Origin of the sequence: Kangiella koreensis DSM 16069 (assembly GCF_000024085.1) — a bacterium.
GTDB classification, from domain to species: Bacteria; Pseudomonadota; Gammaproteobacteria; order Enterobacterales; family Kangiellaceae; genus Kangiella; species Kangiella koreensis.
Genome location: NC_013166.1, coordinates 1 through 25,063 on the forward strand (window position 1 = coordinate 1; position 25,063 = coordinate 25,063).

Sequence of the window (25,063 nt, forward strand, 5' to 3'; positions counted from 1 at the left end):
TTAACATGTTACAGAAGTAATAACCCTTTGTATAAGGTGTCTTTAACTATAGGGATGAAACTTGTATAAGTATCGTTTTTTTGTGTTTTGTCATTCTGTTAACAGTTTTAAAGGTTTTTTATACAAGATATACCCACAATTTAATTAATTACTGGTTTTAAAGTTGTTTTTTGTATAGTTTTAATTCTGGCTTTGTTTATCATGATTTTTACTTCTATAGTAAAAATATATAGGTAAAGTTGTGGATTATTTTTCTATCTGGATCTACACTTAGCCATAATAATTGAAGTGACCAAAAGTGCGTTAGAAATTACATAATACTCAACGCTCTTGTATAACCAAGAACTAGGACTCTAATAATAATGACGGGTAATGTTTGGCGGAGTTGTTTACAGAAGTTGCAGTCAGAGCTGTCGGCTACTGAGTTCAACACCTGGATAAAACCGCTTCAGGTCAAAGAAACTGATTCTGAGATGGCTTTGTATGCACCCAATCCCTTTTTCGTTGATTGGATACGCCAACAATACCTTGATCGTATCAATGAATTTCTTATTCAGCGTGACAATAATCAGCAGAAACATATCTCGCTTCATGTCGGAAATGTTGCTCAAATTGTGAATCAGAATTCTAATTCACAAGCTGTTAATAATAACCATAATGCTGCAACTCCTTCTAATTCAAAGCCCGTTGCTCAAAACAACCATATCAACCAATCCTCTGGCTTTCAGCAAAACAATTTAAACCCCAAGTTCCTGTTCTCTAGCTTTGTAGAAGGTAAATCTAACCAACTTGCTCGCGCAGCAGCTCAGCAGGTGGTAGAGAATCCAGGGGAAGCTTACAATCCATTATTTATCTATGGTGGTGTTGGTTTGGGTAAAACCCACTTAATGCACTCTGTTGGTAATTCAATTCTCGATAAAAACCCTAACGCCCATATTGTCTATCTACATTCGGAACGGTTTATGGCCAATATGGTTAAAGCTTTGCAAACAGGCACCATGGATAAATTTAAGAACTTCTACCGTTCAGTGGATGCCTTGTTAATCGATGATATTCAATTTTTTGCTAACAAAGGTCGTACTCAAGAAGAATTTTTCCATACTTTTAATAATCTCATTGAAAAAAATAAGCAGGTTATTATTACCTGTGATCGTTTTCCGAAAGAGGTTGAAGGGCTTGAAGAGCGTCTTAAATCCCGTTTCGGCTGGGGCTTGACCGTTGCTGTTGAACCGCCAGAACTAGAAACCAGAGTAGCTATCTTAATGAGCAAAGCTCAAAGCTCTAAAATAGAGTTACCTAATGAGGTAGCTTTTTTTATTGCCAAAAGAATCCGCTCCAATGTGCGTGAGCTTGAAGGGGCTCTTAAACGAGTGATAGCTAATGCGCAGTTTACAGGTAGAGCAATTACCCTCGATTTTGTGAAAGATGCCTTAAAAGACTTGATTGCAGCCCAGGATAAACTGATTTCTATTGAAAATATTCAAAAAACGGTGGCTAGCTATTACAAGATAAAGGTTTCTGATCTATTATCTCAAAGGCGCAGTCGTTCAATTGCTCGTCCGCGTCAAATGGCTATGGCTTTGGCTAAAAATTTAACTAACCATAGTCTGCCAGAAATTGGTGATGCTTTTGGGGGGAAAGACCATACGACGGTTTTGCATGCCTGTCGTAAAATTGAGCAGTTAAAAGGCGAAAGCATCGATATTGAAGAAGACTTTTCAAATTTACTTCGGACTCTGTCCAGCTAATAACAAGGTGTCTATATGCGTTTTACCATAAGCCGGGATCAGTTGCTGGCGCCACTTCAATTAGTCAGTGGTGCTGTAGAGAAACGACAAACACTTCCTGTTTTATCCAATGTTTTAATGGTTGTTGATGATAGTAAGCTATCACTTACAGCTACTGATCTAGAGGTAGAACTTAAAGCGCAAGTAGACCTTGAGGGTGAATTTGAGCCTGGTGAGATCACTGTTCCTGCGCGTAAGTTATTAGACATTGTACGCAGTCTTGGAGATGGCGAAAACGTAAAGATAGAGCAGTCAGAAACGCGCTTAAAAGTGATTACTCCAAGTAGCCGCTTTAGTCTCTCTACCATGTCTGCCAATGAGTTTCCAAATCTAGACGAAACTGTCAGCTTGGCTTCTCTTGAACTTACTCAAGATGTGCTAAAAAGTTTGATTGAGAAAACTCAGTTTGCGATGGCGCAACAGGATGTCCGCTACTACCTTAATGGCATGCTGTTTGAGTTTGATAATGATAAATTAACAACAGTGGCTACCGATGGTCACAGACTTGCTCTCTCCCGTGCTAAGGCATCTATTGATGCGGATGATAAAATTAGTGCTATTATTCCACGTAAAGGTGTTACAGAGTTAGCTCGACTGCTAGAGCACAGTGACGATAATATCACCTTAAACTTGGGCTCCAATCACATTAAGGTTATTGGTCCTGACTATTCTTTCACATCCAAATTAGTGGATGGCCGTTTCCCTGAATATGAAAAAGTTCTCCCTCGTAATGGCGATAAGATCGTTATTGCCGATCGTGAGCTATTCAAGGAGTCTTTGTCACGTGCATCAATCTTATGTAATGAGAAGTTCCGTGGTGTCCGTTTCATGCTTACCAATGAGCAAGTTAGATTACATGCCAATAACCCCGAGCAAGAAGAAGCTGAGGTTGAGTTTGGTGTTGACTACCAAGGTTCGGACTTAGAAATTGGCTTTAATGTCAGTTACATGATTGATGTTATGAATACCATTAAAACGCCTCAGGTTAAGCTTACTTTTATTGATGCCAATAGCAGTACTTTGATAGAAGAGGTCGATGGTGGTGAAAGTGTTTATGTTGTTATGCCAATGCGACTCTAATAATTCCTCAATTGTAAATAAGCATCCTTGATGCATATCCAATCCCTTTCGATTCAAAACTTTAGAAATCTGCAGCCTTCGAGGCTGCATTTTTCTCCTCAACTCAATATCATTTACGGTAATAATGCTGCTGGCAAAACGAGCATCTTAGAAAGCCTGTTTATTCTGGGTCATGGACGCTCTTTTCGCACAAGTCGTCATTCTAAGCTGATTAACTATGAGCAAGATTCCTTTACCTTGTTCAGCGAGCTTTATTCTCATAACGTCCAACAACGTTTGGGGGTTCAACGCTTTCGCAACAATGATGTCAATGTGCGCCTTAATCAGGAGCCCCTTGCGAAACTCAGCGATCTTGTCAGCTTGATTCCAATTCAAGTACTGGCACCAGAACATTATGAACTTCTCACCAAGGGGCCCAGTGGCCGCAGAAAATTATTAGACTGGGGTGTGTTCCACGTGGAACATTCATTTCTTAAACGTTGGCAGGCTTGTCAGCGTATTATTTTGCAACGTAATAAGCTTCTTAAAGGGAGTCTTTCTTACAAGGATCTGGAAGCCTGGGATAGTCAGCTGATCCCTTTATCTGACCAGGTCAATCAGTACCGGCAAGATTACTGTGATTCGCTTAGTCCCTATTTTCATGAAATAGCCAGTCAGTTTTTGCCTGATGTTCAGTTATCTTTAGAGTTTTATAAAGGGTGGCAAGGGAAAGACCTTGAATCTTTGCTTGTAGAGCAATACTTAAAAGATAAAAAGCTCGGCTATACGCAGTCCACTATTCAGAAAGCCGACCTAAAAATTCTTTCAGGTAAAAGGCTAGCTGCTGATTATTTATCTCGAGGCCAACAAAAGCTGGTTACTACGGCCTTAAAACTGGCCCAATTAAGGCTTGCTCAAGAAAGAGGGCAGCAGTATCCTGTGTTTCTGCTTGATGATATTGGTGCCGAATTAGATGAAAACCACCAAAAGCTACTACTTAACTTCTTAGCTAAACAACCAGAGAAGCAACAAATATTTATCACTTGTGTGCATTTAGATCCTCTCAAAAGCCTCATAAACAGGTATAATAACGCCAGGTTGTTCCACGTGGAACATGGGGCTGTTTCAATAATAGAAGCCTCAGAAATGAATGCGCAATAAGCTCAACAGAACAATCATAAGGAATCCGTATGTCGGAAAATAACAGTTACGATTCGTCCAGTATTAAAGTATTGAAAGGTTTGGATGCTGTTCGTAAGCGTCCTGGAATGTATATTGGTGACACAGATGACGGTACAGGCTTGCACCACATGGTATTTGAGGTTGTCGATAACTCAATAGATGAAGCTTTGGCCGGCCACTGTACAGATATTTACGTTACCATCCACAGTGATAATTCAGTATCTGTTAGAGACAATGGTCGTGGTATTCCTACTGAAATGCATGAGGAAGAAGGCGTGTCTGCGGCCGAGGTTATCATGACGGTACTGCATGCTGGTGGTAAGTTTGATGATAACTCTTACAAGGTTTCCGGCGGTTTGCACGGTGTAGGGGTTTCTGTGGTTAATGCTTTATCAGAAGAGTTAAAGCTCACCATTCGTCGTGCTGGCAAGCGTTATGAGCAGATCTATGTCCATGGTGTGCCTCAAGCACCGCTTGAAGTAGTGGGAGACGCAGAAACCACAGGTACAGAAATCCGATTCAAACCTAGCGACAAAACCTTCACTAACACTGAATACCATTACGATATTTTAGCTAAGCGCTTACGCGAGCTGTCGTTCCTTAATTCGGGCGTGGGTATTCGACTTGCTGATGAGCGTTCTGGTAAACAAGACCACTTTATGTATGAAGGCGGTATTAAAGCCTTTGTTGAATACTTGAACAGTAAGAAAACACCTATCCATGAGAAAGTGTTCCACTTTACCCATGAGCGAGAAGAGGATGGGGTTACTGTTGAGGTTGCCATGCAGTGGAATGACGGTTTCCAGGAAAGTATCTTCTGTTTTACCAATAATATCCCGCAAAGGGATGGTGGTACTCACCTTGCTGGCTTCCGCGCTGCCTTAACTCGTGGCTTGAATAACTTCATGGAAAATGAGGGTTATAATAAGAAGGGTAAGGTTAATACTACAGGTGACGATGCCCGAGAAGGGCTTACCGCTGTTGTTTCAGTGAAGGTTCCAGATCCTAAGTTCAGTTCACAAACTAAAGATAAATTGGTGTCCAGCGAAGTAAAAACTGCTGTTGAGCAAGCTATGGGCGAACACTTGAAAGACTTCTTGTTGGAAAACCCAGGTGAAGCTAAGTCAGTTGTTAACAAGATGATTGATGCTGCTAGAGCGCGTGAAGCGGCAAGAAAAGCACGTGAGATGACTCGTCGTAAGGGTGCACTGGATATCGCAGGCCTACCGGGAAAACTGGCGGACTGTCAGGAGAAAGACCCAGCCTTATCAGAACTTTACATAGTGGAGGGTGATTCGGCGGGCGGATCTGCCAAGCAGGGCAGAGATCGTAAGAATCAGGCGATTTTACCCTTAAAGGGTAAGATCCTGAATGTAGAGAAAGCGCGATTTGATAAGATGCTTTCTTCGCAAGAAGTTGGAACCCTGATTACAGCCTTGGGTTGTGGTATTGGCCGAGAAGAATTTGATGCCGACAAGACCCGTTATCACCGCATCATTATTATGACCGATGCGGATGTGGATGGTGCGCACATTAGAACCTTATTATTAACCTTTTTCTATCGCCAGGTGCCACAGTTGATTGAGAGAGGCTACATCTATATTGCACAGCCTCCTTTGTACAAAGTTAAAAAAGGTAAACAGGAGCAGTATCTCAAAGATGATGATGCACTTGAAAATTACCTTACCCAAACTGCGTTAAATAATACCGAGCTATACATCAGCAAAGATGCACCGGCAATTAGTGGCGAAGGCCTCGAGCGCCTGGTGAATGAGTATCGTGATGTACAGACGACCATTCGTCGTTTAGCTCAATTGTATCCTTCTAATATTTTGAATAGCATGATTTACCATCCAACTTTGAAGACAGACGATCTCAAAAGTGAGCCAAAAGTTAAGGAGTGGATGGATACGTTAGCCGTTAAGCTGAATAAAGATCAAAAGAGCGGAGCTGTTCGTTTTAACTTCAATGTTCGAAAAGATAATGAGTTAGAGCACTATCTTCCACACTTTGTAATGTTCCATCACGGCGTTGAAAGTGAATACTTACTCTCAACAGAGTTCTTTGCTTCTGGCGACTACAAAAAAATATCGCTGCTAGGTGAAAAACTGGAAACCTTGATTGAGGAAGGTGCGTTTGTAAAACGAGGTGAAAAGATTCAGGAGATAGAATCGTTTAAAGAAGCGCTCGACTGGTTGATGTCCGAAGCGCGTCGTGGACAGGCAATTCAGCGCTACAAAGGTCTCGGCGAAATGAACCCTGGTCAACTCTGGGAAACCACTATGGATCCTGCTGGTCGACGCATGTTGCAAGTAACCATTGAGGATGCCGTCGCAGCTGATCAGTTATTTACAACATTGATGGGCGATCAAGTTGAGCCAAGACGAGAGTTTATTGAAAACAATGCACTATCTGTCTCTAACCTTGATGTTTAAATAAAGCTCAACTCATCAAGAACGCTAAATAAGAGACCGCCTATATGGCGGTCTTCTTTTTGTTGAATTTGATTATAAAAAGTAAGTACTCACTTTTTGTTTGTGTTTTGGCTGAGAAGCGACTCATAAATAGGCAAAGCTTCCTGATCTTGAGAGGATAATTCAGGGAAACTTAACGGTAATTGTCGAATATTTTGCAAAACAAGCTTAGACACAATGGCCCGCATAGCAGGCTTATAATCAGCAGGAATTATGTACCAGGGAGCCCAGGGTCGAGAGGTGTGGCTTAAAGCCTGCTGGTAGGCATATTGATATGTATCCCATAACTGGCTTTCTTCTATATCACCACTGGAAAACTTCCAGTTTTTTTCCGGATCTTTAATACGTGACAGGAATCGTTGATGTTGCTCCTGCTGTGAAACATTCAGAAAAAATTTAAGAATAATGGTGCCATTACGAGCAAGATGGGCTTCGTGATCATTGATTGACTGATACCGACCTGCCCAAAACTGATGATTGGAATTTATGGTTGCAAGGTTATCAAGGTGAATATTAGGCAAGTTTTGGTTCAATAGGTATTTTGGGTGAACCCTGACGACTAATACCTCTTCATAATAGCTACGGTTGAAAATACCAATACGACCACGTTCGGGCAAGGCTTTACTGGTTCTCCATAGAAAATCGTGGTCCAGTTCCTGAGCAGAAGGCTGCTTAAAATTATGAACCTGAAATCCGGCGGGGTTAATACCGCTGAAGACCTTTCTGATGGTGCTGTCTTTGCCAGCAGCATCCAGGGCCTGAAAGATGAGCAGGACTGAAAAACAGTTGTCCGCATACATTTTGTGCTGTAAGTGGTAGAGAGCATCAGAATTAACCATCAGTTGGGCTTTGTATTCTTCCTTTGATAATTGTTCAGCTGGTACTGTTGGCTGCTCGGTTAATATAAGTTTGCCATCAAATGGCATTAAATAAGGTGAATCAATACAGCAAAAGCTTGAAGGTCTTGGGTTATCAGAATTGCTCATTAGAGATGCTCCAGGGAAACTCTTACCTCAAGATCTAATAAATACTGCTAAATAACAAGGTTGAATTGTTAAACTTTTTAAAATGAGCTGTATATCATTGAGTTATGCAATAGCAGGAGTAAGATAAAAACGAATCGATAAGAAAAAGGAGTGAGTATGACTGTAGCAAAAGTTACTGAAATTATTGCTGATTCTAGTGAAAGTTTTGAAGATGCAGTTAAGCGAGGTATTCGCAGAGCTAATAAAACCCTCGATCAGGTAAAGTCCGCTTGGGTTAAAGAACAGCAGGTTGTCATTCAAGATGGAGAAGTTGAAAAGTTTAGAGTCGTGATGAAAGTTACCTTCTTACTGAAGGATTAACAACCTGACGCATCACTTGAAACAAAGCCCATGTTTAAGCATGGGCTTTTTTAATGGCAATAGCATTATTACTAATGCCTAAAGATAAAACGGGGTTACTTGCTACCCAGAATGGACCCAAGTAAACCGCGAACAATTTTACGTCCGATACCGGAGCTTATGGTTCGAACCAAGGTTTTGGTAAAAGCTTCGCCAACAGATTGCCGGTTTGAGCGACGAGCAGGCTTAGATTTCTTTCGGATGGCTTCAGCTTCTTTCATTTCTTTTGCTTGACGTTGCACCAGGTCCTGCTCTCGTTTAAGTAAAATCTCGTAAGCGGATTGTCTGTCAACAGCATCATCGTAGACGCCTTTAAGAATGGATTGATTAAAAGAGGACTGCCAGTCTGAATCGGATAATGGACCAATTTGTGAGCAAGGAGGACAAATCAAAGTCTGTTCAACAGGCGTTGGTCGCCCCTTTTCATCCAGCACGGAAACCAAAGCCTCACCAACGGAAAGTTGGGTAATAACCGACTGGGTATCCAGTTTGGGGTTGGGCCGGAAAGTATCGGCAGCGGATTTAACGGCTTTCTGGTCTTTGGGAGTAAAGGCGCGCAAAGCATGTTGCACACGATTGCCAAGTTGACCAAGGACAGAATCCGGAATATCGGTTGGGTTTTGCGTGACAAAGTAAACACCAACACCTTTCGAACGAATAAGCCGAACCACCTGTTCAATACGCTGCAACAAAATTCGTGGTGCATGATCAAATAACAGATGTGCTTCATCGAAAAAAAACACTAGCCGTGGCTTATCGGGATCACCAACTTCGTCGAGCTCTTCAAATAGCTCAGAAAGCATCCAAAGCAGGAAGGTGGAATAAATTTTAGGGTTGAGCATTAATTCACGGCTATATAAAAGATTGATAAAACCTTTACCGCTTTGATCAACCCTCATTAAGTCATTGATATTTAATGCAGGTTCACCAAAAAAGTGATCGCCGCCAGAATTTTCAAGAACCAGTAGTTTGCGGATAATAGCGGCCACTGTTTGAGGAGTAACATTGCCGTAGTCACGGCTAACTTGCTGGCGGTTATCACTAAGCCAGTTGAGCATCGAGCGCAAGTCTTTCAGATCCAACAGTAGCAAGCCCTCCTCGTCAGCAATATCAAAGGCAATATGCAGAACGCCGCTTTGAGTATCATTAAGTTCCAGAAGATTTGACAGCAACAAAGGTCCCATTTCAGAAATGGTGGTGCGTACTGGGTGTCCATGCTTACCATATACATCCCAATAAAGCACTGGGTTAGCTCGAGGCTGATAATCTGGTATTTGAATGCTATTGATACGTTCAGTAATTTTGGGGTGCGTGCCTGCAGCTTTAGCGATACCGCTAAGATCTCCTTTAATATCAGCCGCAAAAACGGGGACGCCTATGTTAGAAAAGGCCTCGGCCATCACCTGAAGAGTAACCGTTTTACCGGTTCCGGTTGCGCCGGCAATTAAACCATGACGATTTGCCATTTTAGGATTTAACAAGATATGCTGTTGTTCTTGATTGCCGCCAATTAGAATCATAGTATTAATCCTTATAAATACATTGGTTCAGAATAGATAATCAGAATAAAAAGGCAAGTAAAAGATTAAATAGCTAAGGAAGCGATACTTGATAAGGATCAAGAAAAAGCCTATGCAAGCGTGTAGAGTTAGCTTAACAAAGGAGAGGGTATGAATTTTAATCAATTGGTGGCCGAAGCCATTAGCTCTGACCAAGAGCAGGCGAACAATAGTGTATTATGCGATAAAAAAAACAAGCTGGAAGACACCAGGCTGACAACGGTTGATTTTAAAGAACAGATATTTATCACAGAGGATAAAAGCATACCTTTTGCAGACGTTCAATATATTGTCATTCAAAAACCTATCTATGAAACTCTGGAAGATTATCAAAAGCAAACGGGAAACTTGAACTACTCAAATTATCGAATTGAGATGAGCGATAAATTCACAATAACTGGCCAGTGTGTCTATTGTGAAAATGAAGATGGGCTCTGGAAAGTGTTGCGATTACACAAAAATCATATTTTTATCATTTTGATTTCTGAAAAAAATGTGACAAACATGGATATAATCCAGAGCAATGGCCGCTCTACATTTGGACGTGAAGAAGATCGCTATACTGGGGAAATAAAAAACATCGATCTAAGCACCGTAAAAATAGACGAAAAATGGGTGCGCAAATTCCCACCAGAGCTGCTTTTTAAATACCAGGCATTGCCTCTATTTAAGAAAAATAACTTTTTAGAAGTGGCTTTTACCAATCCCCAACAAATTGACGCTATGCAGGTTTTAAGCTTTATAGCGGGCTGCAATATCGAACCGTTAAAAGCGGAAAAACGTGAATTATTAGAATATTTAAGCGGCATCGTCCAGTTTCAGAATGAAAAAGAAGCTTTGGTGGAGTTGGAACGTGTGGGCATTGATGCCGGGAAAAATCTGGCAACTAATGAGATCGAAAGCTTAGGAAAAAAGAAAGGGATTATCAATTTAATGGCATCTATTATTACAGATGCTATTGAAAAGGGTGCTTCAGATATACACCTGCATCCAAGAGCAAAATACTTGCAACTACTCTACAGGATGGATGGTTCGTTAACACCTATTAGGAAATTAAACCTTTCTTTACACCAGGCTCTAGTCAGTCGCATCAAAATCATCGGCGGCATGGATATCTCTGAAAGACGTTTACCCCAGGATGGACGAATAGAATATGCAGGAAATGGTAAAAGTATCGACATGCGTATTTCGGTTATGCCAACGGTTTATGGTGAAAGTGTCGTTATTCGTATATTGGATAGTTCACAGGGACTGCGTGATATTAATGAGCTTGGATTAACAGAAAAGGACACAGAGCGATTTGTTAATTTACTACATTCAAGCTATGGAATGTTCTTAGTTACTGGGCCAACAGGTTCAGGTAAAAGCACAACGTTATATGCTGCTATTAATGAAAAAGTGAAAGAAGGACCGCATATAATAACTGTTGAAGAACCAGTTGAATATAAAATGGAAGGCGTTACTCAGATTCCGGTCAATCATAAAACTGGCTATAGCTTTGCGCGAGCCCTAAGGAATATTTTGCGACATGATCCAGATGTAATTATGGTCGGAGAAATCCGTGATGGTGAAACAGCAAAAATTGCAGTAGAAAGTTCACTAACTGGACATCTAGTATTAAGCACGCTACATACCAACAGTGCGGTCAGTACCATTACCCGTTTAGTAGAAATGGGCGTGGAGCCTTATCTATTGAAAGATGCGCTAGTAGGAATTTTAGCGCAACGATTGGTGAAGAAAAATTGTAAACATTGTCTGGTAGAAGAAAAAATACCTGGGTCTATCCTGAAAGAAATTCAAGCAGCAAAAAACGATAAATTTTACAAAGGTGCTGGTTGTGCAGAATGCTTCAATACAGGTATTGCCGGAAGGCGATCTGTATATGAATTACTGAGCATTACCCCAGAAGTAGCAAGAGAAATTAATGAAACTCTGGATATCAATAAACTAAACCAAATTGCTCAAAATCAGGGAATGGTAAGCTTAGCTCAAATGGCATTAGAGCTGGCACGTAAAAAAGAAATTTCAGCTTTGGAAGTTTATAAAATTAGAGCCAATGCAAGCCAGATAAAAACGCTTGAAGAAGAGTAGTTAAATAAAAAAAGGAGCCAATCGACTCCTTTTTATTACATAAAAGGGCTAAAGTTTGGCGTCAATATCAGCAAGTTTCTTCTCCAGTTCTTGCAGCATCAAACGTGTTCTCTGCAATACTTTTGTTTGTGCATCAAACTCTTCGCGAGTGACCAGATCAAGTTTTGCCAGTTGAGTCTGCAAGATTTGTTTAGCCTGTTTGGCAAACTCATCACCAGTATTTTTTACTGACTGAGGGATGGCATCTGAAAGCTTTGAGGCGATATCATCAAGTACTTTAGGATCGATCATTTGCTACTCCTTGATTACCAGAGTGGTGGTTTAACTCTTGCCAAGTAAAGAACGGCCAGGACACTGGCGAGCGCTAACGCAAAGAATGTTAATCGTTTTTTGCTTTCGGTGGCGTGGAACATTTTGATGCCAAACAGAATATAGGTAACGATAAGTAGGATTTTAACTGTCAGCCAAGGTTGATGATGTGGATACATTTTTGTTTGTACCATCAAGACTATTCCGCTGGCCAATAAAAAGGTATCAATAACATGTGGCAGGATTTTAACGACTTTTTTCTGCAGTAATTGACTGCCTCTGAATAACCAGACGCTACGAATCAAAAATCCCAGTACGGTCAATGCCGCCAAACTCATATGAAAATGTTTTAACGCTAACATGTAACTTTGGTTACCTCTATTTGATTACGGTTAATATAGGCTTCTAGTGCTGCTTCTAATTCGGGCAAGGTATTCACTGGCACCTGAGCACAAATGGTCACCTGCGCTGCAAAATCAGTATGCACTATTTCAGCCTGGGCTTCCTTGAGCAGGTATTCTACCTGCTTTTGTAGCTCATAAGCACAGGTTAGATCAAGTTTCTCGGTGTAGATACGAGAACCGAGCTTAATCTGATCCATAGCCTGTTTGACCGATCCACCATAAGCGCGAGCCAAACCTCCGGTGCCTAATTTAGTGCCGCCATAATAGCGTGTAACAACAGCCGTTATATCGCCGACATCACTATGCTGCAAGACATTGAGCATTGGCATCCCGGCGGTACCGCTTGGCTCGCCATCGTCTGAGCAGGCGATCAAGGTGGTGCTGGCTGGGTTACCGACAATGTAGGCCCAGCAATGGTGAGTTGCTTCTGGTTCTGTTTGGTTGAAATGGTTAATAAAGGCCTTGGCGTCTTCAACTGTTGGGGTAAATGCTACTCGGGCAATGAATCGACTGCCTTTTATAACTTCCTCAAATGAAAACGGGTGCTCAACGCTATGTTGAGGCACCCGGTAACCAGCAAGTGGTTCCTTAACAGCATCTGACATGGCAGGGGATTAATCCAAATGCTCACGAGTCAGATTACGCGGACCTGTTGCGGTGACTAGCACTTCATCTTCAATACGAATACCGCCGAAAGGCTTAAACTGTTCGATTTTGTCCCAGTTAATGCTTTTTGCGTGGTCGGTTTGCTTGAGATCACCTAGCAAGGAATCGATGAAATAAAGGCCTGGTTCAACGGTAAGAATATTACCCACTTCAATATCGCGGGTATTACGAAGGAATGGGTGCGACTTAGGTGGCGGAGCTGGATCGCCTTCTACATTAGCTTGGTGACCGCCGACATCATGTACCTGTAGACCAATGTGATGGCCAAGCCCATGCGGGAAGAAAGTAGAAGTAACACCAGCTTCAACCATTGATTCAGGAGACATATCACAAAACTTGTACTTGTTTAAAAGTTTGGCGATTTCATGGTGAGTTTCGATATGCAAATCAACGTAGGATTGGCCACTAGCCACTTTACTGCAAATGCGTTGTTCCAAAGCGTCCATATCACCGATCAGTTCAGCAAATTCATTTTGCTCGTAAGCATAGGTACGAGTGATATCAGCGGCATAGTTGTTATAACGAGCACCGGCATCAATCAGGAAAGTGCGATGATTATCAGGCGCCTGATTGTTATATAAGGTGTAGTGCAAGATGGCGGCATGTTCATTAAGAGCTACGATGCTGCCATAGGGAAGTTGGTGTTCAGCATGACCAGTTGCCAATAGGTAAGCTAAATGAATCTCAAGCTCCGACCCATTCTTGAAGAACATATCGCGGGCTGCCATGTGGCCTAAAGCAGCACGCTTGTTGGCCCGTGAAACACATTCAACCTCATAGTCAGACTTGATAGCGCGGTGCCAGTTGATTTCGTTCATGAAATAGCCTGGATTAACAGCGGCAAAACCATCTTCATCAAACGGACGCCCCATTTCACCAATATAAGCGACATTACCTGTAGTAGGCACGTGAGAAAGAACTTCATCTTTAGTGCGAGTCATCACAATATCAAAGTGCTCAACCCAGAAGCCTTCGGGATCGCCAGCTACATAGTGCCAGAAGTCAACAGGCTGGTAGTAACATAGCTTGCGAGTACCGTCCGCTGAGATAATTAACACGCTATCGTGCAGATCGTCCAGGGGGACAAAGCTATTAAAGTGGAAGTTAGACTTGAAGGGATACGACATGTCATCGAGGAAGATGCCATGCTGTGAGCCAGCCGGAATGACCAGGTGATCGAAATCATGATTTTCCATGGCTTTTTGATAGCGCTGGGTAACAACATCAATATGATGCTTGAATAAAGGCGCCAACGAAGAATCGTGCATATAGTATCCGAATGTGGTTAATCAATAGTGGCACCATTATTCCAGAAATCACGCCCGATCAGAAGGGTAGTCGGGGGCTTTCGTTTCCGATTAAACTTCGCTATGATTGGTCAGACCAGAAGTTTGAATTGTGTCTGCTGACCTGCAGCAGTACACTGGTTTCCTTTATTTTAACGTTTGATTTTAATAAATAAGAATCAAGCGTTTAAACAATTACCGCCAAAGCATTTTTTGCTGGAGCGCGTTGCACCGCAAAGGTCAACAGGCTCTAAGATTGGCAGCCAGCAATGGAGATTAAGAATGATATTTGAAGGTCAATCGATTCAATGCAGATTGCACCCAACTGGGATTGCTGAGGTCTGTTTTGATAATCAGAAAGAGTCGGTCAATAAGTTCGATCGTGCCACCTTGGAAGAATTAAGAGACGTGATTAAACTGCTGAATGATAACTCAGATGTAAAAGCAGCGATGGTCACTAGTGGTAAGCCAGTGTTTATTGTTGGTGCCGATATCACTGAGTTCGTACAGTTATTTGCCTTGCCTCGTGAAGAGCTTATGAAATGGACTGTTGAAGCAAACGATATATTTACAGGCTTTGAAAACTTACCATTCCCAACGGCCGCCGCGATTAATGGTATTGCCCTGGGCGGTGGTATGGAAATGTGCTTAAGTTGTGATATGCGTGTCGCTTCAAGCAAAGCACAGGTAGGATTACCTGAAACAAAGTTGGGATTGATTCCCGGCTTCGGCGGAACTACGCGATTGCCAAGAGTGATTGGTGCCGATAATGCTTTTGAATGGATTGCGGGCGGTAAGCCGAGCAAGCCAGATGCCGCATTAAAAATAGGCGCAATTGACGCAGTGGTTGATGGCGACAGTTTATTTGCGGCAACAGAAAGAATGCTGCTCGAAGCTATTGAAGAGAAGCTGGATTGGAAAGGCCGCCGTGAAGAAAAAACCAGTCCACTTAAGCTCAACAAAATTGAAGCGACCATGTCCTTTATGACCTCTAAGGCTTATATCGCTGGACAAGCGGGTCCACATTATCCTGCTCCGGTTAAAGCTGTTGAAGCTATTGAAAGGGGGGCTGGATTACCGTTAAAAGAAGCGATTAAGTTTGAGCATGAGGCTTTTCTTGATGTGGCGCAAAGCCCGCAAGCTTCAGCCTTGATTCAATTATTCCTTAATGATCAGGTTCTGAAGAAAAAAGCCAAACAAGCCTCTAAAGCGAAGAATGTTGATGTTAAAGCAGCAACCGTTTTAGGCGCCGGCATCATGGGTGGCGGCATTGCCTATCAGTCAGCTTCACGTGGCGTGCCAGCAATTATGAAAGACATTCGCCAGGAAGCGCTTGAACAGGGTATGAACGAAGCTATTCAACTATTCGGTAAAGGTGTCAAGTACGGCAAAATCAGTACTGAAAAAATGGCACAAGGTATTGCCAGTATCAAACCAACATTAAGCTACGAAGAAATCAAGCACACCAATATAGTTGTTGAAGCAGTTGTTGAAAATCCAAAAGTAAAAGAAGCGGTGTTAAAGGAAGTAGAAGAGGTGATGCCAGAAGACGCCATCATTTGTTCTAACACATCTACTATCTCAATTGATCGTTTAGCCGGTGCTTTGAAACGGCCAGAAAAATTCTGTGGGATGCACTTCTTCAATCCAGTTCATAAGATGCCATTAGTAGAAGTCATTCGTGGAAAAGACACTTCAGAAGAAACGATTGCCAGTGTCGTGGCTTATGCCAGTGCAATGGGAAAATCTCCGGTAGTGGTTAACGACTGTCCAGGTTTCTTTGTCAATCGTGTATTGTTCCCCTATTTCGGTGGTTTCACCAAGCTATTGCGCGATGGTGCCGATTTCCAGCAGGTCGACAAAATCATGAGTAAGAAGTTCGGTTGGCCAATGGGTCCAGCTTACTTGCTTGATGTGGTAGGAATGGATACCGGTAAACATGCTGCCGAAGTGATGGCCGAAGGATTCCCGGATCGGATGAGCAAAGAAGAAAAAGATGCGATTGATGTGATGTTCGAACATGATCGATATGGGCAGAAAAACGGCAAAGGTTTTTATGTCTACGGAACCGATAAGCGTGGTAAGCCGACCAAAGAAGCTGATCCAAAAGCTTATGAACTATTGAAAGAAGTCTGTGCTGAAACAAAAGACTTCAGTGATGAAGAAATTATTGCGCGCAACATGTTGCCGATGATTATCGAAACCATTCGCTGTCTTGAAGAAGGCATTATTGCTAGCCCGGCTGAAGGTGATATGGCACTGATATATGGTTTAGGTTTCCCTCCTTTCCGTGGTGGTGTCTTCAAGTATGTTGATGATAATGGCATGCAAAACATTGTTGATTTAGCAAACAAGTATGAACACCTTGGTAAAGCTTATGAGCCAACAGAAGGCATGCTGGCAATGGCTAAAGACAACAAAACATTCTACAACGCATAACCAGAGGGGAATTAATGATGAATGAAGTAGTAATAGTAGATGCCATTCGTACCCCAATGGGGCGTTCGAAAGGTGGTATGTTTAGAAATACACGGGCAGAAGAATTATCAGCGCGATTGATGCAAGGTCTGTTAGATCGTAATCAGGCGCTCGACCCGGCAGATGTGGAAGATGTTATCTGGGGTTGTGTGCAACAGACCTTAGAGCAGGGTTTTAATATTGCGCGTAATGCGATGTTGAAAACCAGTTTGCCACATACTGTCGCAGGACAAACGGTAAACCGTTTGTGCGGCTCTTCGATGCAAGCATTGCATTCAGCTGCCCGCTCAATCATGGTCGGCGATGGTGATGCGTTTATTATCGGTGGTGTAGAACACATGGGTCATGTGCCGATGAATCACGGTATCGATTTTGATCCGGAACTTGCAAAGTACACTGCAAAAGCGGCAGGCATGATGGGGCTGACGGCAGAAATGTTAGCTGTTATGCATAAGGTTTCACGACAGGAACAGGATGAATTCGGTTACCGTTCTCACCAATTGGCCCACAAAGCGACTATTGAAGGACGTTTCAAAAAAGAAATTTTAGCAATGGAAGCTCATGATGAAACAGGTGGTCTTCGCTTATATGATTTTGATGAGGTGATTCGTCCAGAGTCAACCGTCGAAGATATGGCAAAATTACGTCCAGTGTTTAATCCTAAAGATGGGACAGTAACAGCAGCAACCTCATCAGCTATTTCAGATGGTGCAGCAGCAATGCTGGTTATGTCTCGTGAAAAAGCAGATGCACTTGGTTTAAAACCGATTGCCAAAATTGTTTCCATGGGTGTGGCAGGTTGCGATCCATCAATCATGGGGTTCGGTCCAGTGCCAGCAGTTAACAAGGCACTAAAACGAGCAGGGATGAAATTGTCAGATATTGACTTGTTCGAATTGAATGAAGCCTTTGCAGCACAATCGATTGCAGTATTGGATGGTTTAGGTATGCGTGACAAATGGCAAGACAAAGTGAACCTTAATGGGGGAGCAATTGCTCTTGGTCATCCATTAGGTTGTTCAGGTGCCAGAATTTCAACAACATTGTTGCGATTGATGGAAGACAAGGATAAAGAGTTTGGTATTTCGACTATGTGTATTGGGTTGGGGCAGGGTATTGCGACTGTGTTCCAGCGGTTGAATTAAGCGTTTGCCTCAATAAAAAAGGCTCCTATGGAGCCTTTTTTATCAGAATAATAAGCAAGAAATCACGGTTTATTTTTGAGTTTATCTTCAGATCGACTTTGATTGCGTTCGCTATCAAAGAATATACTGCCGGTTACGCCGGCCAGGCCAAATAGAAATATCAGTACTGATACAAGGATGACTATTATCCACTCAAATATTGTCACGAGGCACCTCCTGTGCTTTTCTTTCATATTGGCGAATAAAAGAAAAGTTGGCAACTAAAAGAATGTAAAAGTTTAATTGTAGTCTATACTTGATTAAGTGAAGCGTAGGTGAACAGGAAAAGGAGAAATGTGATGCAGTCGAACTGTCAGAAGATAACAAATGTGATTGTGGTCAAAAATTTAGATAAAGGTATCTTATTTTGGGAGAATCTGGGTTTTGAAGTTGTTACTTCAGTCCCGCAAGATGATGAAATCGGCTTTGTGATTCTGAGTAATGGTAAAGCTGAAATTATGTATCAAACTACGGCCAGTATCGAAGATGATATTAATGAAAAGTTACCAGAATCTAAGACATTTTTGTTTGTAGAAGTTGAGGATATCAAAAAAACTCAGAAAGCTTTACAAAACGAAGAGCTATTAATTCAAGAAAGAGAAACTTTCTATGGGGCAACCGAAACGATTTGTCTCGACCCGTACGGGAATTGGATTTGTTTTGCTGAGTTTAAGGAAGGCAAGAAAGAGTAGATTGTGCTAATCGGCAAAAAGTGACTTCAGCATAGAGATGTTATCAGTAGCAAGCTGTTCCTGTTCTTCTTCGGTTAATGGCTTGCGTTTCGCATCCCAATCGAGATCATCTTGTGGAAGCTCCTCAAGAAATCGACTGGGTTCACAGGTCATGACTTCTCCATACTTTGAACGCTTCTTACATAAGGTAAACGTCAAGGTTCGTTGGGCGCGAGTGATACCAACATAAGCAAGGCGACGCTCTTCTTCAATGTCATCATTTTCAATACTGGATTTGTGGGGCAGGAATTCTTCTTCCATGCCAACCAGGTAAACGTGGTTAAACTCCAAACCTTTTGCAGCATGCAGTGTCATCAGCTGGACTTCGTTAGATTCTTCTTCTTCCTTTTCATTTCGGTCAAGCATGTCGCGCAACATTAAGTTAGCAACAGCAGCAGCGAATGGATTTGGATCATTAGAATTATCGTCAATCCCTTTTTCTACCCAGCCCAACAATTCTTGAATATTATTCCACCGGAATTCAGCAGCTTTTGGGGTGCTGGATGTTTCGTGAAGCCATGAATGATAGCCAATACGGGCGACTAGATCATGAATGACGCCGACACTATCGCCGCGCTCGGCATTATCTGCAGCTCGTGAAACTAGATCAGAAAAACGACGAACATTGTCTAAGCCTTTGCCTTGTAGATGTTGTTCTAGACCTATTTCATGACAGGCAGCAAATAAGCTGATATGACGAATTTGTGCATAGGTACCTAACTGTTCAAGGGTTGTTGGACCAATTCCTCGCCGTGGTGTATTGGCAATCCGAAGGAAAGCATTATCATCGTCCGGATTTGTGAGCAGTCGCAGATAAGCCATAATATCTTTAATTTCAGAGCGGGCAAAAAATGATGTGCTACCTGAAATTTTATAAGGAACGTTATTGGCGATTAAAGTTCTTTCGAAAATCTTAGATTGGTGGTTACCACGGTATAAAATGGCAAAGTCAGAATAGCGACCATTTTTTGTGCGTACTTTCCGGCTGATAATCTCAGTAACTACTTTTTCGGCTTCAGCATCTTCGTTCGGACAGGTAACAACTCTGAGTGGATCGCCATAAGGTTTATCTGACCATAACTTTTTTACAAACGCATGCGGGTTGTTATCAATTAAGACGTTGGCAGCTTTTAGTATGCGTCCATAAGAACGATAATTTTGTTCGAGTTTAATAACTTGAAGGTGTGGGTAATCTTTTGCTAGTTGATCGAGGTTTTCGGGACGTGCACCACGCCAGGAGTAGATCGACTGATCGTCATCACCAACCACGGTAAAGTGTCCAAATTGGCCAACTAGATGCTTAATCAATTCATATTGGCTGGTATTAGTATCCTGATATTCATCGACTAATAAGTAGCGAATTTTGTTTTGCCATTTTTCACGTACCTCAGGGTCATCTCTTAACAATAAAGTTGGAATCAAAATAAGATCATCAAAATCTACGGCATTGTAGGCCTTCATACTACGCGCATACTTTTCATACACTTTGGCAAATATCAGTTGTTCCTGATCCTTGGCCTGATTGTATGCTTGCTCAGGAAGAATGAGTTCATTCTTCCAGGCAGAAATTTGTTGTTGCAGTCTAAACAGCAGTTGCTTATCACTTTCAGCTTCTTTAAAGCCAAGATCTTTGATAAGAGCAAGCGAGTCCTGATCATCAAAGATCGTAAAGTTGGACTTCATACGGAGTTTTTTATATTCGCGACGAATGAAATTCAAACCAAAGTTATGAAAGGTTGATACGGTCAGACCCTGAGTGGCTTTAGCCCCAGCTAATTTACTGACGCGTTGTTTCATCTCGCGAGCAGCCTTATTAGTAAAGGTCACTGCAACAATATTGCGGGCAGGAATGTCCTTTTCTTTGATCAGGTAAACCATTTTGCGCGTGATAACGCTTGTTTTACCACTACCTGCACCGGCCAACACCAGGATGGGACCCTGAGTTGCTAAAAGTGCTTCGCGTTGTTTTTCGTTAAGTTGTGGTAAAGACAAAGTTGCGGGACGATTAATCAAAACTGGCGGCAAGTTTAGCAAGTCGCCGCCAGCAAAGACAATGGAAAATCAGAAAATCACGAGCGAATAAATGATCAGTTGGTGTCATTCTCAACAAACAGAGGCAGTTTCAAATAGTTACGGCCGTTTGACTCAGGAGCAGGTAATTCAGCTGCTCGAATATTGAGCTGAACCGATGGGTAAATCAGCTTTGGTACCGCCAGAGTTGAATCCCGTTTAGTACGTATTTGAACGAACTCCTGTTTACTATTATGAGCCTGCTGCAAATGAACATTGTCTTTCATGTGAGCAACACTAATGCCGGTTTCTGGCTCACGACCATCGGGGTAGTCGTGGCATAACCAGAGTTTGTGATCATCAGGGAATGAAATCAGGAATTGCAGGCTATCAAAAAGCTTGTCCGCATCGCCGCCTGGAAAGTCGCAGCGTGCTGTGCCGGTATCTGGGTGGAAGAAGGTGTCGCCAATAAATAGATTACCCTCAATCAGGTAACTCATACTGTCATTTGTATGACCAGGAGTGGGGTAGGCGGTAAAACTGTTCGAGCCAAAGGGAAGTTTTTCTCCGCTTTTCATCAATCGGTCAAACTGACTGCCATCAATAGGCATATCAATATTGAAGAAGTCGCTAAATTGAGTTTGCACCTCTTTGATGCCCTCGCCAATGACTATTTGGCCGCCCAAAGCCTGTTTAATATGCTGAGCAGCGGAAATGTGATCTGCGTGGGCGTGGGTTTCCAGAATCCATTGTAAGCTGAGTGAGTTTTGTTTAATGTAATCAATAAGTTGGTTAGCGGATTGATAGCTTACCTGACCAGAGCTCAAATCAAAATCTATGACTGGATCGATAATAGTGGCTATTTTTTGATCAGGATCAAGAAGGATATAACTCCAAGTGCCAGTATCATCATGATAGAAGGATTTAATTTCGATAGACATGCTATATTGAATCAATGAATTTGCTCACCAGCATAGATTATTGTTTGAATATTAGCAAATACTAATCTATACTATATTAGATTTCCCTAATAAATGCTTTAAATGGAAGGACGTATGAAACAATTTCTGCTTACATTTTCAATGACGAAGCCCAAGTGGATATTCATCATAACATTGCTCTTAACAGCAATTACCGGAGCCATGATACCGAATATTGTTGTAGATACGGATCCGGAGAATATGCTGGCCGAAGACCAGTCGTCACGGTTGTATCACAATGAGGTTAAGGACCGTTTTGATTTATATGACATCATTGTGGTGGGGGCGGTCAATAACAGTGAGCAAGGAATATATAACCCAAGGTCATTACAGGCTATAAAACAGTTGACCGATGGTATTGCTGAGATTGAGGGTGTGGTTGCCCCAGACATGATGGCACTTTCAACCGTAGATAATATCAGTCAAGAGGGCCCTGGCACGATACGATTCGAATGGTTAATGAGTGAAGCACCTGAGAGTCAAGGTGAAGCGGATTGGATTAACCAGCAAGTAGAACGCTTACCATTATTGCAAGACACCCTGGCATCGAGTGATGACAAAGCAACAGCAATTTATGTGCCTATTATAGATAAAGATGAAAGCTATCGGATTTCACAGGAAATCGAGGCTTTAATTGGGCGGTTGGATTCAGATGATGAATACCACATTACCGGGCTTCCGGTTGCCGAGGATACATTTGGTTATCAGATGTTTGTGCAAATGGGTATTTCAGCACCATTAGCGGCTTTAGTGATCTTCATTTTGATGTGGGTATTTTTCCGTAATTTAAAATTTATTGCCGCGCCAATGATTATCGCGATGGCCACTGTGATTATCACTATGGGCTTATTAATTGGAATGGGCTTTACCGTGCATATCATGAGTTCGATGATTCCGATTTTTTTGATGCCGATTGCGGTGGTGGATTCGATTCACATAATGTCGGAATTTTCTGATAACTATAAGCCGGGTCGTGACCGTAAAGAAGTAATCAAGGAAGTCATCGGTCATCTATTTACACCCATGCTGTATACCAGTGTCACATCAGCGGTGGGCTTCTTCTCATTGTTGTTAACACCAATTCCTCCGGTACAGATTTTTGGAGCTTATGTTGGCTTTGGTATTTTGTTGGCATTCTTGCTAACCATTATTTTTATACCAGCTTATTTGATAGCGCTAAAACCAAAAGCATTAGCATCATTGCAGACCGAAGCAAAGCAACAAGGTAGGCTGCAAAAAGGGTTAAAGAAAATAGGTAAAGGAAGTTTAGCTGCAAGCAAACTAGTCACAGTATTATTTATGGCTGTGGTGGCATTAAGTATCTGGGGAATAACTCAGATCCAAATTAATGATAATCCGGTGCGTTGGTTTAAAGCAGACCACAAAATACGAGTTGCTGACAAAGTCTTAAATAATCACTTTGCAGGAACTTATGATGCGTATTTAGTTTTGGAAGCCGATGAGTCAGAGGCAAAAGAAACTTGGATGCGTGCAGTTAATACTATTGAAGATAAGTCGCTAAAGAATGAAGTTATAACCATCATGCAAAATGACAATCAACTAACAACGCAGTTAAATCAGGTCATGATGTTGTTAGAGGATAAGTTGTTTGATGCAACTGGTGAGCAGGCTGAGGTTTTGGAAGACTTGATCATGCGGGCTGATGAAGCGCGCATAAAAGTTGCCTACTTCCAGCGGCCAGAAATTCTGCATGAAATTGAGCAATTGCAACAGGCATTGGCGGACAGTGGTTATGTAGGAAAAAGTAACTCGTTGGCAGATGTTGTAAAAACAGTGACTCGTGAATTAAAAACCGGTCAGCCGAAGGACTTTGTGATTCCAAATAACCAAAATGGTGTGGCACAAGCATTATTGCAGTATCAATCGTCACACCGGCCACAAGATTTGTGGCACATGGTAACCAAGGAGTACAGCTCAACGGCAGTATGGTTGCAGCTTACTAGTGGTGATAATCAGGATATGACGCAAGTAGTAGAATTTGTTGATCAATATTTTGCGGATAATCCTTTACCTGAAGGCGTCAAAGCACAATGGGCCGGTAAGAGTTATCTCAATATGGTGTGGCAGGACGAAATGGTTGCCGGAATGTTAGACAGTTTAATGAGTGCCTTTGTAGTGGTGCTGCTGATGATGATCATTTTGTTCCGTAGTGTTCTGTTTGGATTATTGGCCATGCTGCCGTTGAGCATCACGATATTGTTTATTTATGGTCTGATAGGTTGGGTCGGTAAAGATTATGATATGCCAATTGCGGTTCTATCGTCGTTGACTTTAGGTTTATCGATTGACTTTGCAATCCATTTCTTGGAGCGGGCAAGAGAAATCTTTAAACAAACTGGTGATTTTAAAAAGACCATGGTCAAAATGTTTGAAGAACCGGCATCAGCAATCAGCCGTAATGCGATTGTAATTGCCGTTGGCTTTACCCCACTACTATTTGCGCCACTAGTGCCATACATTACTGTTGGATTCTTCCTGGCGACCATTATGGCTGCATCAGCAGCGGTAACTCTGGTCTTATTACCGGTGGCGCTAAAAGGTACGCGTCGGTGGGCATTCAAACCACAAGATCAGGCAAAAATATAGGAGGCTTTTATGAAAAGCTTGCACAGTAACATGAAACACAAATTAATAGCATTGTTAGCAACAGGTATGATTTTACCATTGCTAATGGTTAGTTCGGAAGCATCTGAAGCAGAAAGTGAGTTAACTGTTGAAGAGATCATAAGTAGAGCAAACACGGTATCGTATTATGCTGGCGATGATGGCCGTAGCGATGCACGAATGATGATTATGGATAAAGATGGTAATCGCCAATTGCGACAGTTTGCTATTCTGCGTAAAGATATTGAAGATGAAGGGGATCAGAATTTTCTAGTGGTGTTCAGTCGTCCGTCTGATGTTCGCGGAACAGTATTTCTAGTCAATAAGCATGTAGATCGTGATGATGACCGTTGGTTATATTTACCCGGTCTTGATTTAGAAAAACGTATTTCGGCGGGTGATAAACGTACCAGTTTTGTTGGTTCAGATTTTTTCTATGAGGATGTATCAGGTCGTAATCCTGCGCTGGATAATCATGAGCTGCTGGAAGTGACTGATACTGCTTATATTGTGAAAAATACGCCGATGGATAAAGCAAATGTCGAGTTTTCCTACTACATTGCAAACATCAATAAAGAAACATTTTTGCCAATGACGGTGGAATACTTTAACAATAAAGGCGAAGTCTATCGTCGAATGGATGTTGCCGAAGTGGAAGAAGTGCAGGGTATCCCAACGGTTATGAAATCAAAAATATCTAACCTGGAAACCGGCAGCGTAACCTATATGGAATTTCGTCGTCCGGTCTATAACATTGGTGTACCGGAGGATGTGTTTACGTCACGTTCGCTAAGAAATCCTCCACGCGAATGGTTAGAAGCTGAGCAAGAGTAAGCTCGTGGCTTAAAGGGAA

At 42.0% G+C, this 25,063-nt stretch carries 20 protein-coding genes; 12 read left to right on the forward strand and 8 right to left on the reverse strand.

Annotated features, from left to right (window positions below; all coding sequences use genetic code 11):
* The first annotated feature begins 362 nt into the window (after positions 1-362).
* Genes dnaA through gyrB form a run of 4 tightly spaced genes read left to right on the forward strand, consistent with a single transcriptional unit; the run spans position 363 to position 6,463 of the window.
* On the forward strand, positions 363-1,748 hold the full coding sequence (gene dnaA / locus KKOR_RS00005; RefSeq protein ID WP_012799939.1) for a chromosomal replication initiator protein DnaA: 1,386 nt from the start codon (positions 363-365) through the stop codon (positions 1,746-1,748).
* A 15-nt stretch (positions 1,749-1,763) separates the two neighbouring features.
* Positions 1,764-2,867, forward strand: coding sequence for a DNA polymerase III subunit beta (gene dnaN / locus KKOR_RS00010; RefSeq protein WP_012799940.1), 1,104 nt, complete (start codon positions 1,764-1,766; stop codon positions 2,865-2,867).
* Between the two features lie 30 nt (positions 2,868-2,897).
* On the forward strand, positions 2,898-4,007 hold the full coding sequence (gene recF / locus KKOR_RS00015; protein WP_012799941.1) for a DNA replication/repair protein RecF: 1,110 nt from the start codon (positions 2,898-2,900) through the stop codon (positions 4,005-4,007).
* A 29-nt stretch (positions 4,008-4,036) separates the two neighbouring features.
* On the forward strand, positions 4,037-6,463 hold the full coding sequence (gene gyrB / locus KKOR_RS00020; protein ID WP_012799942.1) for a DNA topoisomerase (ATP-hydrolyzing) subunit B: 2,427 nt from the start codon (positions 4,037-4,039) through the stop codon (positions 6,461-6,463).
* A gap of 89 nt (positions 6,464-6,552) precedes the next feature.
* Here the strand turns inward: gyrB and KKOR_RS00025 are convergent, their stop codons facing one another.
* Positions 6,553-7,488 (reverse strand): PPK2 family polyphosphate kinase, encoded by a 936-nt coding sequence (locus KKOR_RS00025; protein ID WP_012799943.1) that lies wholly within the window; start codon positions 7,486-7,488, stop codon positions 6,553-6,555.
* Positions 7,489-7,644: 156 nt separating this feature from the next.
* Between KKOR_RS00025 and KKOR_RS00030 the strand changes: the two genes are divergently transcribed.
* Positions 7,645-7,848: a dodecin family protein gene (locus KKOR_RS00030; protein WP_012799944.1), complete on the forward strand. Its 204-nt coding sequence runs from the start codon at positions 7,645-7,647 to the stop codon at positions 7,846-7,848.
* A 95-nt stretch (positions 7,849-7,943) separates the two neighbouring features.
* Here KKOR_RS00030 and KKOR_RS00035 read toward each other — a convergent pair whose 3' ends face one another.
* Positions 7,944-9,407 (reverse strand): helicase HerA-like domain-containing protein, encoded by a 1,464-nt coding sequence (locus tag KKOR_RS00035; RefSeq protein ID WP_012799945.1) that lies wholly within the window; start codon positions 9,405-9,407, stop codon positions 7,944-7,946.
* A gap of 150 nt (positions 9,408-9,557) precedes the next feature.
* Here KKOR_RS00035 and KKOR_RS00040 point away from each other — a divergent pair, with 150 nt between their 5' ends.
* The gene (locus tag KKOR_RS00040; protein ID WP_012799946.1) at positions 9,558-11,537 is read left to right on the forward strand and encodes a GspE/PulE family protein; all 1,980 of its coding nucleotides are present in this window, start codon (positions 9,558-9,560) and stop codon (positions 11,535-11,537) included.
* A gap of 48 nt (positions 11,538-11,585) precedes the next feature.
* On the opposite strand, the gene KKOR_RS00045 is transcribed toward KKOR_RS00040, so the two are convergent.
* Genes KKOR_RS00045 through pepQ form a run of 4 tightly spaced genes read right to left on the reverse strand, consistent with a single transcriptional unit; the run spans position 11,586 to position 14,184 of the window.
* The gene (locus KKOR_RS00045; RefSeq protein ID WP_012799947.1) at positions 11,586-11,828 is read right to left on the reverse strand and encodes an accessory factor UbiK family protein; all 243 of its coding nucleotides are present in this window, start codon (positions 11,826-11,828) and stop codon (positions 11,586-11,588) included.
* Positions 11,829-11,842: 14 nt separating this feature from the next.
* Complete coding sequence (locus KKOR_RS00050; protein WP_012799948.1) at positions 11,843-12,208, reverse strand: SirB2 family protein; 366 nt, start codon at positions 12,206-12,208, stop codon at positions 11,843-11,845.
* Positions 12,202-12,855: a YigZ family protein gene (locus KKOR_RS00055; protein WP_012799949.1), complete on the reverse strand. Its 654-nt coding sequence runs from the start codon at positions 12,853-12,855 to the stop codon at positions 12,202-12,204. The genes KKOR_RS00050 and KKOR_RS00055 overlap by 7 nt, the downstream gene beginning before the upstream one ends.
* Before the next feature lie 9 nt (positions 12,856-12,864).
* Positions 12,865-14,184 (reverse strand): Xaa-Pro dipeptidase, encoded by a 1,320-nt coding sequence (gene pepQ, locus KKOR_RS00060; protein WP_012799950.1) that lies wholly within the window; start codon positions 14,182-14,184, stop codon positions 12,865-12,867.
* Positions 14,185-14,195: 11 nt separating this feature from the next.
* Between pepQ and KKOR_RS13485 the strand changes: the two genes are divergently transcribed.
* The 4 genes from KKOR_RS13485 (at position 14,196) to KKOR_RS00075 (ending at position 18,556) form a co-directional block, all read left to right on the forward strand.
* Positions 14,196-14,378, forward strand: coding sequence for a hypothetical protein (locus KKOR_RS13485; RefSeq protein ID WP_143715012.1), 183 nt, complete (start codon positions 14,196-14,198; stop codon positions 14,376-14,378).
* A gap of 106 nt (positions 14,379-14,484) precedes the next feature.
* Entirely contained in the window at positions 14,485-16,641 is a 2,157-nt protein-coding gene (gene fadB, locus KKOR_RS00065) for a fatty acid oxidation complex subunit alpha FadB (protein ID WP_012799951.1), read from the forward strand.
* 17 nt (positions 16,642-16,658) lie between these two features.
* Positions 16,659-17,825, forward strand: a complete 1,167-nt coding sequence (gene fadA, locus KKOR_RS00070) for an acetyl-CoA C-acyltransferase FadA (protein WP_041296068.1) — start codon at positions 16,659-16,661, stop codon at positions 17,823-17,825.
* Between the two features lie 338 nt (positions 17,826-18,163).
* Entirely contained in the window at positions 18,164-18,556 is a 393-nt protein-coding gene (locus KKOR_RS00075; RefSeq protein WP_012799954.1) for a VOC family protein, read from the forward strand.
* A 6-nt stretch (positions 18,557-18,562) separates the two neighbouring features.
* On the opposite strand, the gene rep is transcribed toward KKOR_RS00075, so the two are convergent.
* Both rep and KKOR_RS00085 read right to left on the reverse strand, forming a co-directional pair.
* Positions 18,563-20,587: a DNA helicase Rep gene (gene rep, locus KKOR_RS00080; protein WP_012799955.1), complete on the reverse strand. Its 2,025-nt coding sequence runs from the start codon at positions 20,585-20,587 to the stop codon at positions 18,563-18,565.
* A 95-nt stretch (positions 20,588-20,682) separates the two neighbouring features.
* A complete protein-coding gene (locus KKOR_RS00085; protein ID WP_012799956.1) occupies positions 20,683-21,546 on the reverse strand; it encodes an MBL fold metallo-hydrolase in 864 nt (287 codons plus the stop codon).
* A 114-nt stretch (positions 21,547-21,660) separates the two neighbouring features.
* Here KKOR_RS00085 and KKOR_RS00090 point away from each other — a divergent pair, with 114 nt between their 5' ends.
* Both KKOR_RS00090 and KKOR_RS00095 read left to right on the forward strand, forming a co-directional pair.
* Complete coding sequence (locus KKOR_RS00090) at positions 21,661-24,192, forward strand: efflux RND transporter permease subunit (protein ID WP_012799957.1); 2,532 nt, start codon at positions 21,661-21,663, stop codon at positions 24,190-24,192.
* A 9-nt stretch (positions 24,193-24,201) separates the two neighbouring features.
* On the forward strand, positions 24,202-25,044 hold the full coding sequence (locus KKOR_RS00095; RefSeq protein ID WP_012799958.1) for an outer membrane lipoprotein-sorting protein: 843 nt from the start codon (positions 24,202-24,204) through the stop codon (positions 25,042-25,044).
* The last annotated feature ends 19 nt before the right edge of the window (positions 25,045-25,063 follow it).

What these genes read in the sequence shown, in the direction of transcription:
- dnaA (WP_012799939.1), top strand. Translation starts at nt 363, where the DNA reads ATGACGGGTAATGTTTGGCGGAGTTGTTTACAGAAGTTGCAGTCAGAG.
- dnaN (WP_012799940.1), top strand. Translation starts at nt 1,764, where the DNA reads ATGCGTTTTACCATAAGCCGGGATCAGTTGCTGGCGCCACTTCAATTA.
- recF (WP_012799941.1), top strand. Translation starts at nt 2,898, where the DNA reads ATGCATATCCAATCCCTTTCGATTCAAAACTTTAGAAATCTGCAGCCT.
- gyrB (WP_012799942.1), top strand. Translation starts at nt 4,037, where the DNA reads ATGTCGGAAAATAACAGTTACGATTCGTCCAGTATTAAAGTATTGAAA.
- KKOR_RS00025 (WP_012799943.1), bottom strand. Translation starts at nt 7,488, where the DNA reads ATGAGCAATTCTGATAACCCAAGACCTTCAAGCTTTTGCTGTATTGAT.
- KKOR_RS00030 (WP_012799944.1), top strand. Translation starts at nt 7,645, where the DNA reads ATGACTGTAGCAAAAGTTACTGAAATTATTGCTGATTCTAGTGAAAGT.
- KKOR_RS00035 (WP_012799945.1), bottom strand. Translation starts at nt 9,407, where the DNA reads ATGATTCTAATTGGCGGCAATCAAGAACAACAGCATATCTTGTTAAAT.
- KKOR_RS00040 (WP_012799946.1), top strand. Translation starts at nt 9,558, where the DNA reads ATGAATTTTAATCAATTGGTGGCCGAAGCCATTAGCTCTGACCAAGAG.
- KKOR_RS00045 (WP_012799947.1), bottom strand. Translation starts at nt 11,828, where the DNA reads ATGATCGATCCTAAAGTACTTGATGATATCGCCTCAAAGCTTTCAGAT.
- KKOR_RS00050 (WP_012799948.1), bottom strand. Translation starts at nt 12,208, where the DNA reads ATGTTAGCGTTAAAACATTTTCATATGAGTTTGGCGGCATTGACCGTA.
- KKOR_RS00055 (WP_012799949.1), bottom strand. Translation starts at nt 12,855, where the DNA reads ATGTCAGATGCTGTTAAGGAACCACTTGCTGGTTACCGGGTGCCTCAA.
- pepQ (WP_012799950.1), bottom strand. Translation starts at nt 14,184, where the DNA reads ATGCACGATTCTTCGTTGGCGCCTTTATTCAAGCATCATATTGATGTT.
- KKOR_RS13485 (WP_143715012.1), top strand. Translation starts at nt 14,196, where the DNA reads ATGTGGTTAATCAATAGTGGCACCATTATTCCAGAAATCACGCCCGAT.
- fadB (WP_012799951.1), top strand. Translation starts at nt 14,485, where the DNA reads ATGATATTTGAAGGTCAATCGATTCAATGCAGATTGCACCCAACTGGG.
- fadA (WP_041296068.1), top strand. Translation starts at nt 16,659, where the DNA reads ATGAATGAAGTAGTAATAGTAGATGCCATTCGTACCCCAATGGGGCGT.
- KKOR_RS00075 (WP_012799954.1), top strand. Translation starts at nt 18,164, where the DNA reads ATGCAGTCGAACTGTCAGAAGATAACAAATGTGATTGTGGTCAAAAAT.
- KKOR_RS00085 (WP_012799956.1), bottom strand. Translation starts at nt 21,546, where the DNA reads ATGTCTATCGAAATTAAATCCTTCTATCATGATGATACTGGCACTTGG.
- KKOR_RS00090 (WP_012799957.1), top strand. Translation starts at nt 21,661, where the DNA reads ATGAAACAATTTCTGCTTACATTTTCAATGACGAAGCCCAAGTGGATA.
- KKOR_RS00095 (WP_012799958.1), top strand. Translation starts at nt 24,202, where the DNA reads ATGAAAAGCTTGCACAGTAACATGAAACACAAATTAATAGCATTGTTA.